Genomic DNA, 13,533 nt, shown 5'->3' with positions numbered 1-13,533 from the left:
GGCTTACTCTCCCGGTTCGGGGGCCCGGTGCTCACCCACATAATCCGGGCGTGGTGCCACCAACGACGCGGACTCCGGGTTCCGGACACCAGCGGACGCGATCGAGGTGAGCACCGAGACCAGAGCAGCGGTCGCACCGATGGCCAGGGTGTCGACCCAGTCGACGGACATGATGGTCACCCCGGCTACGAAGACCGCGAGGATGGCCTGCGCGGCGGTCTTGGTGGCGCGTTCGGCGGCATCCTTGATGAACTGGCTGCTAAACATCGGTGGCCTCCTTGCGAATCTGGGCGAAATTTTTACCCTCACGCAGCTTCTCCACGACCTGCTCTGGTGTCAGGCCGGTGTCCTTCGCCGCGCTGATCACGGCCTCCTCATGCTGGCGGCCATCGACGTTGAGGACGAAACCCGCGAACGTGTCGACCAGATCATCAGAGGTGCGGTAGGCGGAGCGGGACGGGAACTTCTTGGTCAGCTCAGCGTGGATTTCGTTGAGCTTCCTACGGTCTTCGTCGGTGAATGACATGGTTTCTCCTTCATTGATGAGTTCCTGGGCGCGGTTGAGTACCCAGTCGTGGGGGTAGTGATCGCCCGGGTCGGACCGGTATGCCGGGCCGCCCCTGCCGTGGAACCAGTTGCCGTGGGAGGTGAACCCTCGGCGTCCGGCGGCAACGTCGTGGGGTTCGAGCCACACGAGAGGGCGGCCGTACCGCAGGTGCTGGTCAGCGGCCCAGCGGGCGTTCTGCTCCAGCTGCTTTGGGTTGTTGAACCAGCCTTGGCGGGAGCGGGCGGCCCGCCCTACGTTGGAGAGGTGGATCGCGTCGGTGTTGCCGGGTTCACCGGCAGACCAGGATCGGCGGTCATCCGGGTTGGCGCGGATGGTTTTCGCACCGGTGGCATCCGCCCCGACCAGGACGTTGTAGGAGGACTGGTTCGCTGGGTTCTTCTGCCAGTTGGCGACATTCTCAGGCGGGGTGGTGTCACTGTTCTCGGTGGTGTGGATGACCGAGGCCTGCGTCTTGTGCGGGTCACGCCATCCGGAGTCCGGGGTGTCGATCGTAATGTCACAGGGGAACTCCACGCCGGTGATCTGCACAGGCGTGGTACCGGGGCGGGTGCGTTGGTCGGGTACACCGCGCCAGCCCCAGTGATCGTGGAACACCTCATTAATGTCGACCTGCACACCACCAGGCCCGGGTACGTCGTGAGTGTGCTGGTGCAGCGTGGCGTAGTCCCGGGCGATGACACCCTTGGACCAGGAGCGGGTCTGCCACCCGAGGACTCGCCCGAGGGCGACCTCGGCGACGACCTTGTCTTCCATCGCCCAGTGGATCACGCGGGAGTGACCGTAGATACCGACGCGGTTCAGGCCAAGCTTGGCAACCGCACCCTTGAAGTAGTTGACCACGCGGGTGTTCCACTCGGGCAGGGTGATGTCCCAGTCCACGGCGAAGTACACCGGGAATGCGGAGCACCGCAGCTCGTTGAGCTTGGCCAGGGCCTCGGCGGCGTCAGCGTATCCACCGTCGTAACCACGGCCGGCGTCACCAGCGTTGATGGATCCGCCCTTACGGAACTGCCAGACGAAGCCGTACTTGATGCCGGCATCGTCGAGGGAGTCGAGGTAGGCGCGTGATGGAGACTTGCCGGTCATCCACGGCTCACGCGGTGGTGAGACATAAAGCATGACACCGTCCACACCGTCAGCCTTGAGGGCTTGCGCGGTGGGTGGGCCTGCAGAGAAATCGAGGATCTTCACGGTTTCCTCCTTTCTGGAGGTATGAGAAAACCCCGCGACCAGGACGGCTGCGGGGTGATGTCAGTTAAGGATGCTTACTCGGGGTCAGGGGTGTCGGTGAGTACTTGGATCAGGTCAGCACGGTTACCACCGGATTCGGTATACGCATCAGCAAGCGCCCGCATATCGTGCGGAATCCGCTGTAAATCATCCCGCCTTTTCCGTTCAACCTCCACACCAACGCGGTAGTCTTCAAACTCTTCATCACTAAGCTCACTCAGATTGATCACAATAACCTCCCTTGTCACGACACAGCCCACATCACGTCAAGCTGGCCACCAGTGCTCTCCCTACTGATTCGCATTCGATTCGGCTCGCTTGATACCACCCACACTCGCGCATTACCCAGCGGTGTCAACGCGATCTCTGCCGGTGCCCGCCCACGATTGTGAGTGACCCACAGCAGCTGTGCACCCTCAGTGAATGTGGCAGTACCCCGAATCCTCGAAGAAGGGGAATTAGCCTCAAAGACTGTCTTCTCCGCCGGGTACTGATACGCATTAGCTAATGAATACCCCGGGGCGTTATTACCAGACATCACCACTCGATTAGCTGCGGTATCTACCTGGATTCCCACATCCTGGGTCTTTGTCTCCTGGTCATCAAAAACGGTGTTCCCTGTCAGCGTGACAATGTCATGCCCGCCGTTCAGGAAAAGCCCACGACGGTGTGCTGAAATTGTTGCTTTATGGCCATTGGAAAAAGCCCGGCAGTTCGCCACCGTCAGGTTGGAAATCGGACCGCCAGTTGCGATCCCAGACCACCCATTACGTGCTGTTTCACACCCGGTCACCGCAACATTTTTCATCCGATTAGTAGAACCACCCAGGTTAATGAGCATGCCGTAATTACCGTTCTCGTTCGCTTCAGTCGCATCAATCATGATGTCTCCTGTGTACGGAGCAGAAACAGCAATTCCGGTGTACCCATTCCTGCTGGCCACACACCCCAGCACCTTGTCTCCATAGGCACCCTGAAGCAGCTCGAACCCGTAGGTGGTGTTCTCGACCGCGGTGCATCCAATCCACTGCGTCGGACCCGAGCCTTTATTCCCAAACCCCCTATAGTTTCGCTCTGCATGACAATTGACAATCTTGGCGTACGCGGAGCGATACGGGTTATCCGGGTTGTTCTGTGTCTCCACGAAGATCCCGTAATTTCCGCAGTCATAGACAAAACAGTTCGAGACGACCAACGGCTCCTTTGACCGGGCCGCGGTGCCAATACCAATACCGGAGTTACCTCCGTAGCCGGTACGGGTATTGCGTCCAGCATTACGGACCACTATGGAATCGACCGTGGCGTCGATGAGGAAGTCACAGCCCAACCCGGTTCCAATAGTGTTGACGATCACCAGGTCGCGGAACACTGGTTGCTTCATATACAGCAGGAAAAATGCTTTGCCCGATACACTTGGATCGGGAGACGATAGGCCACGGTTGTCCACGGCGAAATCGGTAAATTTCACATTTTCCAGCCATTGGGTATTGGGATCATCACCACCGGCTCCTGACGATGGCAGTGACGTGTCGTAGGTAAACACGGAGAAAAGGACCCCTTCAGCGCAGACCCTGGTCACAACCTTGCCGGCCCCGCGCATCGACACCCCTGTTTTCCAGAGCACTGCCTTCCGTGTCACGATCTTGCCACGGGGCAGTTCGATGGTCCCACCACCGATATTGTGGGTGTAATCCACCAGGGCCTGCAGCGCTGGGGCGTTATCGGTTGCCGGGATTGTCATCTCCGCGTCCTGGAAATACTTAAACCGAGCGGGGTCGTAATAGTGTCCGTCTGCCACCACCGGGGTAAGCCCCGCCGGCGGGTTCGCTGCATTAATTATTCCCGGCGACGTGACAGAGAGAACTGCGTTGATAGCCTTTCTCGTCAAGCTTCCTACCTGGGACACCAGCGTGGCGGTCTGGCCATCAGCTGGCGTGCCAGGAGATAAGCTTGCCAGGGCTTCGATCGCTTCGACTCGGGTGCGGATCCCTGCATAGGCGCTCTCGGCTGCGGTTGCGCGGACGTTTGCACTCAAGGCAGCCCCGTGGGCAGCGCTCGCAGATGCTGAGGCTTCCTGGGCTGCGTCCTCCGCGGCGCGCACCAACCCACCGAACTGGCTTTCGACAGCCTGAGTAATTGCCTCGTTAACTGAGGAGTTAACCGCGATCAAGGCCGTGTTCATGGCGTCGATGATCATCTTCAGCCCAAAACTCAGCACCGGTGGAGTCCAGGTGTGTTTCAGCTCCAGGACATCGTCGAGGGTGACGACACCGGAATCGGGGACAATGCCACGCTTTTCGGTGGTGTCCGCGATGCCGAGGCACTCAAAGCGTACGATGATCGGCCCGGGTTCGACGTTCTCGACGGTGGCCTGACCGTCGACCAGCTCCACCTCCAGGGGAGCAGTGGAGACCAGTCCACCGCCAATACGGGCGCGGATCTCCGGGGCGTAGAGAATCACCCGATCATCAGGGTGCGCGCTCGCACCCATGTTCCGGATATCAATCTTGAGAGTGGTCACATCTAAAGTCCTTTCATCACAAGACCCCACACGTCTGTGTGGGGTTAAGGGTCCGGGGTCACCGGTGGATCAGGCTCAGGCGGGGCCGGCTCATCAGGTACCTCATCAGTGCCCCTGTGGTCTGTGCCCAGGGCAGACCGGACCACGGCCAGGCCGGAGTAGCGGGTACCGCCGGGCCACCACCGCCACCGTCCAGACCGACACACCACATCCACCCACATGCCAGGCTCGTCAATCACCACCGGTTTCGAGCACGTCAGTGATCCCTCTTCGTCACCCGGCGCGTCGCGGACTCGCCAGCGGGAGTAGAGGGTGCCGTCGGGATTTCGGACGAAGATGTCGATGTGGACGCGGGGGTCGCCGGTGAAGATGGTTCCGTTATAGGAGGTGAGGACGTGGATGGTCCAGGTGCCGGTGATGTCGAAGACGATGCGTTCGCGTTCTTCGTCGACGTGCGCGCCCTGGGCGGGGCCGAGCTGGGCGCGGAACGGCAGGCGTCTTTCCCCGCCGCTCCATTCGAGGTTGACGTTGCGGTCCATGTAGGCCGCGCAGTACCCGATCGGGATGAGATCGGTGCGGTTTTTCAGGTCGAGTTGCTGATCACGGAACGCATCCTGCACCGGGGTCCAAGGGGACCCACCGGGGAGGACACCTCGGATAGCGTCGGCGATGCCGCCGAGGAGGGAGGTGACACCGTCGACGATCCATGACAGCACCCCGACTCCGAGGTCCACCGCGCCGCCGAGGATCCTTCCGATGCCTTCGATCAGTCCGTGGAAGATCCCGCCGACGGCTGCCCCGAGATCCTGGAACCCGTGGGATGGCACGGGTGCGTAGGTTCTTCGTGTGGGATCAACGCTCATCGGGGGCCTCCTTATCGGCTTTAGCTGCGAGCGCCTGGGCGATGATGTCATCGAGCTCGGTGGGATTGAGCTCATCGAGGCGGATGCCGGCGGCCGCGCGGACGGGTGTCGAGATGGGTTCGTCAATGGGTTTCCACTCCCCCGGTTCCAGGGGTGCTCCCCCACTGCCGAGGGCGTCGTAGTGGATGGCCGGACCTACGATGATCTCGACTGGCCAGAACCCGGAGACGTTGCACACCCCGACAATGTGGCCATCCTCGATGGCCAAGCCGGGAGGTAAATCCCCGGCCACCCAGCAGTAGGACGTGTTCCCGTCGGGGATCTCCCACCGCACGGGTTCCCCGGGTTGTGCCAGGATGTGTGCCTCTCTGTCGGGCATCCCGATATTGATCAGTAGTTCTCGGCGGATCTCGGTGTCACCGTTGTGGATGAAGCCCACCTGCTCGATGTGTTCGCAGAGGACGTTGATGGCGTCAGCATCAAAAGTCATGCCACCGGCGTGGACCAGGAGCGGGGCCCACCGGTGTGCGGTGGGTGGTGCCCCGTACCCGTTGATTCTTGAGAAGGTCATGATGTAGCTCCTACATACGATTTCAGTCGGCCGAGGATCCCGGAGATGTTGTCCAGGTTCCGGTTGAGCATGGCGGTGGGGGATTCACGGGCCCGGGGATCCCCGATGCCGACGGTGACACCGAGTTCTCCACGGGCACCGATGCGGTGTGCTTCTGAGACATAGGAGGCCAGGATGATGCCGAGGACCTCCACGCCGACCTGGTCTCCGACGGCGTAGTCCCGGTCCAGCTTGTAGGGAGCATCGTCGACCACGGCGATCTCGAATGAGATGCCACCGCCGGTTTCCTCCATGGCGGCCACCCCTTGCTGTACAGCGGAGATGGAATAGGCCTCACCTGGTTTGGAGATCTCCCGGTAGCGCAGGCGCCCGTGGTGCGCGCGGCGCCGGTGGTGATCGAAGGACTGGAATGCCAGGATCCGGTCCTTGATCATCTCCGATCCAATGTCCCCCACGATGACGGCCAGCGCAGGACCAATGCCGGGAAAAAGGGAACCAATGCCCGCAGCCAGCGCCCGGATCCCCGTGCCCAGCACCGTGTTGAGTGCGGCCGGGGATTGACCGCCGATGGTGAATTTCGAGTCCGTGGACTTGGAGATCACAAAGCGCGAGATCGCCTGATACTCGGTTGGTTTCCACACCACCCACGGCTGCAACCCAGATTCGGTCGCCGCGGCACCAGGATCGAACTGGACGAGATCCGCCAGCTCGCCTTCCCCCGGGGACAGGAACATCCGTTTCAATGTGCGGAGGGGCTCACGGATATCACCGGTGGCACCACGGTGGATCGACCGATCCACCACATCCAGAACAATGGTTGGCTGGGTAAGCGTCCAGAAATCCGGGGCTGGTTGAGGCTGTCCGGGGAACCAATACTCAGCCTTCAAGATCAGACCGGCAGCGGTGGCTGTGGCATGCAGTGCATCCCAGGCATTGTCATACCTGGCCTCAATCACGGCCCACTCCGTGGCCTCCGGAGGGATCCGGGGATTCATAATCACCGGCCAACGGGAGGTATCCACACCCGACCAGGCTGATGGTTGCGATACATCCCACTGTCCCAACAGCACCAGGGGCTGCATCTCACGCTCAAGATTGCGGTGGATGTACTCCTTGATGATCTTCATCGACTGCCCCTGGCGGATATCCGACCACAGCAGCTGAAACTCATTGGGGGAATTCGGATTGCTTTTCAGCACCATATGCTTCCAATGTTCCAGCGGACGCAACCCGATAATCTCCACCGTGCCACCATGAGAACCACCGATCTCGATGGAGAGCTCATGGACCCGGTAACCCCACTGCGTGCCATCAGGCTCCTGGACCACCATGTGCACAGCCTCATGCAGCACAGCATCCATATCCGGGGCATCCCCACCAATGAGCCCCTGATCCCGACGGGCCAACAGCCACGTAACCACCTCATTGTCAGCGAAAATCGTCACCGACCCGGTAGCCACATCGAGCGCGGACTCACCGAAATCATGGGTAATCCACCCACGGACCTCAGAGTATGGAACCCCATCACGGTCAATCAGCCAGATCGCGCGACCAAACGCCAACGCCGACAGGCCAATATCGGACTGCCACTTCTGCCAATCAGCTTCACTCCACATCGCTACCTCCTACCACGGGGTCTCATACCTCGGAATGATCTCCAGCACCCCACCATCCGGCACCGTGGCCACCACCGACTCACCCGGCGCGACCTGCAGCGGGTTCCAGTGGTTGCGCCACGTGGACCAGAATTCAGGGGTGGCCACGCCGTCGACGTAGGTTTTCATCCGTTGGTCGGGGTCCAGGTCGACAGTGGTGCCTGGTGGCATGGCTGGGTGGGTGGCTGACCATGAGTGCGTGTCGACGCTCAGGCCGACGGTGCCCGGGGTGGTGCCGGGTTTGTAGGTGATCAGTGGGTAGAGATCACCGTCGTTGGTCCACTGGTCATTGTTGCCGAGGGTGATGGGTTCGCCGATCCATACCCCTCCCCAGGCGTCCAGGGAGAGGGTCTGTTCGACACCGCCGACCACCCCGGGGTCACCGGTGGGGCTGGCACGTCCGGCAGCGCGTAGGACCTCCAGGCGCTTGGGGTGGCGCCTGCGTGGGGATTGGCAGTACAGGGTGTTCTCGTACCCCAGGTGTTGGGACCATGCCTTCGTCCATTTCTCGAATGCCCCCGGTCGGTCCTCCTCCTGGATGTAGACGGAGAGCACGGGGCTGAGCTTGCCGTAGGTGCCACCACCGGGGCGTTGGCCCACCTGTGTGGCTGTGGCGGACGCAGCACGTTCCACGGTGGCTTCCACCTGATCGATCATGGTCATGTGCACGCCCTCCTGGCCCTGGACGTCGCCGTAGATATTCCACCTTTTCCCGGTGTGGTCGATGACCCACCAGTCATAGGTTGGGCGCCCATCAAGCATCCGTCCCATGCGGGTACCTCCTTTCTAAAGATTGCCGCCGCGTGAGGTTGCTCCCGGGCCGCGGCGTTCGCGGTTGATATCGGAGAGTTCCTCATTGTGGCGTTCGACCTTCTGTCCGATCTCTTCCAGAGCGGACTGAAGATCATCGTTGTTGGTGGCAGTGCCATACAGGTGGAAGGTGTTGCCACCGGTGGATGATTCCGTGGCTTGGGTGGCCACCGACTCAGGTTCCTTCGTGGCCACCGCTGTGGAGGTTCCACCTGTGTCCTTCTCGAACGGGGTCCGGAGGTCCTCACCCAGGAACCGAGGTAGGGACAACGACCCGCCCAGACCGATGAAGCCTAGGGCCTCGTTGCCGAGATCCTCCAGCATCATCGTTCCGGCATCACGGGCGATCTCCTCGGGAGTGCCGATTCGACCACGGGTCTGGACACGTTCACCCTGCTCGTTGATCTCAAACCCGGACACGTGATCCGCCAACCGGATCGTGGCCGCGTTTGCAGCCAAGGCCGCAACCGTGAGCGGGGAATCCTCGGAGAACCACTCATTAGCCAGGTAGTCGCCCGTCTGGGAAATGTGCGCCAGGTGCGCTGCGGTTTCCCGCCACGCCCTGGGGCCACCCCGGGCGATCTCCTGCAGAGACGCCCCAAGGTTCCACACATCACCAAACCGTGCGTGGGTGTACTCATCGAACTCACCGCGCTGGACAAACCCAGCAGCGGCCACGGAGTCCACAATCAGGTGAGCCAGATCTTCACTACCCACCCGGCTAGCCAGCTCACCGTAACCCCAGTCACCACCGCGGAAAGCCTCCGTGATTTCCTTGGCGATGACCGACGCGGATTCCGCCTGCGGGACACCCGACATCCAATCAATGAATGCCGCGGTGGCCGGCGGCGAGAGAACCATTTCTGGTTCAATCGCCGTCTTGTTGATGATCCCCTGGCCACGGCCAGCAAGGCCACCCTTGTGGTAGCCCTCCCCCGCGGCCCGGGCCACATCATCGCCGCCCTCAAGCGATTCACGGATCAGATCCGGGATGTTGCGCACCGCATTCCACACAGTTGCCAGACCATCAGTCAGACCAGCCACGCCATCAGCGATGCCCTCCACCATCTTGTCCCGACCGGTGTCGTAGACACCACGCGGGATGCCCATCCATTGTGGGGGTGGAGACGGCAGCAGAGACACCAATGGGTCCATGATCGTATCGACCACGCCACCCAATTTGTCCGAGATCCAGTTACGCATCGCCGAGGGATCGACGGACCCACCCGACTCGAAAGCGCCATCGGCACCAATCGCCAGATGGAACTGTCCAGGGTGCACGCCAACCCACTGAGGGGAATCAGCTCCGACAGCGGGGCCACCATAAGCGACGTATCCATGTGCACCACCGGATTCCACATTGGTGGTCATGTATGGCCCCACCCCGGTCAAGGTGCCGGAAGTGTGGCCACCGCCCGGGCCGCCGGGATTATCGTGAACGCCCACTGAGAAACCAGGCCCCAGGCCCGGCACCCACGGCTGCCCACCGGGGAACGAGCTCGTCGCCCAGCGTCTGACGCCGTCGCCGCCATTGATGATGGCGTCGGCAATCATCGACATATACCCTGAGCAGTCCTCGTGCGCCCACGTGTAGGCATTACCATCACGCATCTTTGCCGCTCTGTGCCCATTTTCCAGCTGGATTTCCCACATCGGGCGGATCTCGCCGCCATCCTTGTATCCCGGAATCATTAGTCCCGGTGCGGCACCAGCGAGATCTCCGGCGCGCTCGTCCGTCTGGGGCAGGATGGCCACGCCGCCCTTACCGTCAAATACGAACGGGCGGCCAGTAGTGACCGCATCACGCATGGAATACATGGCACCATGGCCACCCACCAGCTGCGTTTCGCGGGCGGTCCACATGTGCTCGCCATTGGAACCCCACATCAGGACATCATCTGAGGTGCCGGTGCCAGGGCCGGAGATCCGGCCACCGGTAGCATGCTCAGGGATACCAGAAAGTGGAGAACCCGTATTGAGGCCGGGGAGGATACCTGCGATCACATTCCAAGCTCGAAGGATGCCCTCGTTATAGACCGTGTTGATCATGAAATTTACCGGTTTTGCCAGCAGTGACTTCAGCCCAGACCATTTATCGCCCAGGGAGTCGACGAAACCGAAGAACCGGTCCTTCGCTGATCCGATGGTGTCCGTGAATTTCGAGAAGACGTTATCCCGGATCCAATCCCAACCAGCACCTAGGGTGTCTTTAAGCCAGGTCCAGGAGTTGGATAGGGCTGTGGTGACCTGGGAAAACTTATCCTGTGCGAATTGGATAGCCGAATTGAAAGCGTCAAATACAGATGAACGTATATTTTCGTAGATTGAAACGAAAGTATCTCGTGTCCACGACCACGCGGAAGATAAAGCGCCGGTGACCAGAGCCCAGTTTTCCTGTACCCGAGCAACGTAAGAGTTCCAGGCGTCAAATACCGCAGAGCGGATATTTTCATAGATTCCGGCCAGATGATCTTTGAAGCTTTGCCAAGCTGCCCCCATGGATGAGGTCGTGTCAGACCACCAGGAGCTTAACTCCCCGATCTTGGAACCGAAAGAATCAAAAATTCCGGTGATGGATGACCAGATCTCGGAGAATTTCGCAGATACCGATTCCCACGCAGATTTCAGGAAATCAGTGAATTTGCCCCAGATTTCCTGACCTGTCTCGGTCTCTGTGAAGAACCAGGTCAGAGCGGTGACCACACCGATGATCGCGGTGGCCACCAACCCCCAGATCGATGCCTTCGAGGCCTTATTGAAAGCATCGGTAGCCGTCTTTGCCAGGGTCGTGGCAGCGGTATAGCCTTTCGTCGCCAAGGTCCACAGCGTGATTGCTGTGGTCAATCCACCGATACCCACAGCCAGGGGCAGCAACCACGTCTTGTTTTCCTTGGCCCATTCAGATAGCTTCAGCGCGGCATCCCAGGCAGACATGAACCCCTCGGCGGCCAGGCTTGACACCGTGCCCTTAAGTGAGTTCATCCGCCCCTCAAGTGAATTAGCCATCTCGTCGGCAAGTGACTGAGAGGCCCCCTCGGTCTCACCGAGGGTATTACTCAGATCAGTCAGGCCCTCCAAGAATCCGGGAATCTCATGGATGCCCAGGTCCTCCATCGGGGTGCCGAAAAGCTCGATGGCCTTTGCCGCCCGCGCCCCGGGATCCTCCATCGCCAGGAGTCGCTGCGCGACCTCCTCGAGGCTTTCCCGTGCCTCGTCTCCACCAGATGCCACGGAGGCGGCCATCTGCTGGGCGTTGAAGCCTAGTTCCTCGAATGCTTCCGCTTTGCCTGGGTCAACGGCAATGTTGGCGAATTCTTTTAGACTGTCGCCAGTCTTATCCAGCGCAAACTTTCCTTTGTCTGCCTGGTTAACCAGAAGGGAGAAGGCTTCTTCCCCATCCAGGCCAAGGTTGGCAAAGTTGACGGAATACTCCTGGAGGATTTCAGGAAGTTCATCCTGCATGGCCACCGGGACCCGCTGGTATGCCGCGGTCATCAGGTCAACCGCAGACTCCATATCGCCAACCAGCCCGGTATGCAGCAGCTGGCCAGCGGTCTGGGTCACCTCCGACATATCAGCGTCGAAGGTCTTGGTGAACCCGAGGAAGTTATCGGCAAGCTCCGAGGCCGTCTGCTCCCCTTCAGAACCCAACCAGTCGATCTGGGAATTGAGGGCACGAACAGCCTCGATAGCCTCCTCTGCACCAGAGGCAACACCACCCGCCATCGTGGTGGCCACCTCGTCGGCATACTGCTCAGCCACAGGTCCGGTGGCACCGAGCTGACGATTCATCTTCGCCACAGCACCGGAGACATCCATGCCCTCCTCGATGAGAGAGCCAATCGATGCGGCACCACCCATCGCCAGAGCAAAGGCACCCAGCTTGCCGGGCATCCCATCCAGGACAGAACCCAGCCCCTGGGCGGAATCCTCCATCACACCCAGCTCAGATGCCAGGTCAGCAGCGCCCTTCTGGGACTTCTTGAACTCCTTCGTTGTCATCCCCTGCTGAGCTTCCAGACGGGACTGAGCAGCGGTCACATTATCGGTGGCATCCTTCGCCCGATCCTGTGCCCGGTCATACGCCTGAGAGGCATCAGTGAGCTTCTCCGTGGACTTGCGAAGCTTGATCTTCCCGGCATCCAGAGAGTTCTGGGCAGACTGCTCTTTCGCCGCGGCACCAGCACGGACTGACTCAAGGCGCTTTTCCAGCGTCTCGATTTCAGCCACGGTCTTCGTGCCATCCTGCCTGGCCTTCTCCACATCAGCTTCCGCCTTGGCCACCGCGGCCGCGGCGTCCAGACGGGCCTTCTTCAGCTTTTCCTCAAGAGGACCAATCGCCTGAGCTTTCAACCGCTGATCATCACGAGCATCCGTCAACCGCTTCTCAGCGGCAGTCGCATCCTCAATCGCGGCCTGCTCAGTCTTCTTCGCCTTCGACACCGCGGTTGCGGCACGCTCAGCGGCATTCGCCATTGCCGACTCAATAGCATCCCCGGCGCGCTTTGAGGCGGCCGCGGTGGGCTTTTCGAGTTGATCGGAGAGTTCCTTGGTGACGCCCCGGAGGCTGGGGACGATGGGGAGTGTGGCGTATCCGACGAGCGACATGAGTGCCTCCTATTTATTTGTTGCCGTAGCGTTTCGCGCGGGCGGCCATGCGTTGGCGGACCCGGTCAGCAGCCGGGGCGCGTTGCTTGGCGCGTTGCGCGTCGTGAGCCTGCTTGCGGATGGGATGGGGTTTGCCGGTCAGGGCCTCGGGGATGTCCATCAGGCGTTCTTCGACATCGGTGATGCGGTTTTCCTGGCGGACGGCGGCGCGGAAGGCCGATCCTTTGGGCAGCCACTGGACCATGCACAGCAGTTCCCAGGTGGAGATTTCCCGGGCCCACCACTGAGTGAGTGAGGTGCCCGGGAAGTAGTGGCGGAGGTCAGCTGCCAGCTCGTCCTCGTAGAGCAGGACGGCGGGCAGCCACTCTATTTCCCCTCGAGTTTGGTTGCCTTCGACCAGTCGTCGAGGATCTGGAGGAATTCGTACCCGCTGGGTTCGAGTGCCTCGAGCTTTGCGGACTGTTCTTCACCGAGCAGGAGGGTGATGAACACCATCTTGTCGTTGTTGGCTTTCGCGCCGATGAAGCGCACCAGCTGCCATGGCCCGTCGAGGGGGTCTCGGACGGCAGTTAGTTCGAGCTCCTCACCGGAGATGGTGGAGGTCCAGGTGACGTACTTTTCTTCGTCGGCCACTGCTTTCGCTGCGATCTCGACGTTGGACTTGCGGACGGCGGCTTTCTCGCTCACACCCATAGCTGTTACGTTCC

Annotated in this window: 11 protein-coding genes; all 11 read right to left on the bottom strand. The window is 60.8% G+C overall.

Features of this window, described 5'->3' with window-relative positions:
* Nucleotides 1–3 precede the first annotated feature (3 nt).
* Entirely contained in the window at nucleotides 4–267 is a 264-nt protein-coding gene (locus CE_RS04430; RefSeq protein WP_006769450.1) for a holin, read from the bottom strand.
* Nucleotides 260–1,759, bottom strand: coding sequence for a glycoside hydrolase domain-containing protein (locus tag CE_RS04425; protein WP_006769451.1), 1,500 nt, complete (start codon nucleotides 1,757–1,759; stop codon nucleotides 260–262). The genes CE_RS04430 and CE_RS04425 overlap by 8 nt, the downstream gene beginning before the upstream one ends.
* Before the next feature lie 74 nt (nucleotides 1,760–1,833).
* On the bottom strand, nucleotides 1,834–2,028 hold the full coding sequence (locus CE_RS04420; RefSeq protein ID WP_143758417.1) for a hypothetical protein: 195 nt from the start codon (nucleotides 2,026–2,028) through the stop codon (nucleotides 1,834–1,836).
* A 14-nt stretch (nucleotides 2,029–2,042) separates the two neighbouring features.
* Nucleotides 2,043–4,319, bottom strand: a complete 2,277-nt coding sequence (locus CE_RS04415; RefSeq protein WP_006769453.1) for a right-handed parallel beta-helix repeat-containing protein — start codon at nucleotides 4,317–4,319, stop codon at nucleotides 2,043–2,045.
* A gap of 44 nt (nucleotides 4,320–4,363) precedes the next feature.
* Nucleotides 4,364–5,182, bottom strand: coding sequence for a hypothetical protein (locus tag CE_RS04410; protein ID WP_011075172.1), 819 nt, complete (start codon nucleotides 5,180–5,182; stop codon nucleotides 4,364–4,366).
* Nucleotides 5,172–5,753 carry a hypothetical protein gene (locus CE_RS04405; protein WP_006769455.1) on the bottom strand — a complete coding sequence of 194 codons (582 nt, stop codon included), beginning with the start codon at nucleotides 5,751–5,753 and terminating at the stop codon, nucleotides 5,172–5,174. The genes CE_RS04410 and CE_RS04405 overlap by 11 nt, the downstream gene beginning before the upstream one ends.
* The gene (locus tag CE_RS04400) at nucleotides 5,750–7,369 is read right to left on the bottom strand and encodes a hypothetical protein (protein ID WP_006769456.1); all 1,620 of its coding nucleotides are present in this window, start codon (nucleotides 7,367–7,369) and stop codon (nucleotides 5,750–5,752) included. The genes CE_RS04405 and CE_RS04400 overlap by 4 nt, the downstream gene beginning before the upstream one ends.
* 9 nt (nucleotides 7,370–7,378) lie before the next feature.
* Nucleotides 7,379–8,179 (bottom strand): hypothetical protein, encoded by an 801-nt coding sequence (locus CE_RS04395; RefSeq protein WP_011075171.1) that lies wholly within the window; start codon nucleotides 8,177–8,179, stop codon nucleotides 7,379–7,381.
* Nucleotides 8,180–8,194: 15 nt separating this feature from the next.
* Nucleotides 8,195–12,826 carry a hypothetical protein gene (locus CE_RS14515; protein WP_006769458.1) on the bottom strand — a complete coding sequence of 1,544 codons (4,632 nt, stop codon included), beginning with the start codon at nucleotides 12,824–12,826 and terminating at the stop codon, nucleotides 8,195–8,197.
* 13 nt (nucleotides 12,827–12,839) lie between these two features.
* Nucleotides 12,840–13,070 (bottom strand): hypothetical protein, encoded by a 231-nt coding sequence (locus tag CE_RS04385; RefSeq protein WP_006769459.1) that lies wholly within the window; start codon nucleotides 13,068–13,070, stop codon nucleotides 12,840–12,842.
* Between the two features lie 122 nt (nucleotides 13,071–13,192).
* Nucleotides 13,193–13,519 (bottom strand): hypothetical protein, encoded by a 327-nt coding sequence (locus CE_RS04380; protein WP_006769460.1) that lies wholly within the window; start codon nucleotides 13,517–13,519, stop codon nucleotides 13,193–13,195.
* Nucleotides 13,520–13,533 lie beyond the last annotated feature (14 nt).

Origin of the sequence: Corynebacterium efficiens YS-314, from assembly GCF_000011305.1 — a bacterium.
Taxonomy (GTDB): domain Bacteria; phylum Actinomycetota; class Actinomycetes; order Mycobacteriales; family Mycobacteriaceae; genus Corynebacterium; species Corynebacterium efficiens.
The sequence above is the reverse complement of the archived record's forward strand: the minus strand, read 5'-3'. Positions and strand labels throughout refer to the sequence as shown.

Coding starts and splice junctions, on each gene's coding strand:
- CE_RS04385 (WP_006769459.1), bottom strand. CDS start 13,070: ATGGTCCAGTGGCTGCCCAAAGGATCGGCCTTCCGCGCCGCCGTCCGC.
- CE_RS04410 (WP_011075172.1), bottom strand. CDS start 5,182: ATGAGCGTTGATCCCACACGAAGAACCTACGCACCCGTGCCATCCCAC.
- CE_RS14515 (WP_006769458.1), bottom strand. CDS start 12,826: ATGTCGCTCGTCGGATACGCCACACTCCCCATCGTCCCCAGCCTCCGG.
- CE_RS04430 (WP_006769450.1), bottom strand. CDS start 267: ATGTTTAGCAGCCAGTTCATCAAGGATGCCGCCGAACGCGCCACCAAG.
- CE_RS04380 (WP_006769460.1), bottom strand. CDS start 13,519: ATGGGTGTGAGCGAGAAAGCCGCCGTCCGCAAGTCCAACGTCGAGATC.
- CE_RS04400 (WP_006769456.1), bottom strand. CDS start 7,369: ATGTGGAGTGAAGCTGATTGGCAGAAGTGGCAGTCCGATATTGGCCTG.
- CE_RS04395 (WP_011075171.1), bottom strand. CDS start 8,179: ATGGGACGGATGCTTGATGGGCGCCCAACCTATGACTGGTGGGTCATC.
- CE_RS04405 (WP_006769455.1), bottom strand. CDS start 5,753: ATGACCTTCTCAAGAATCAACGGGTACGGGGCACCACCCACCGCACAC.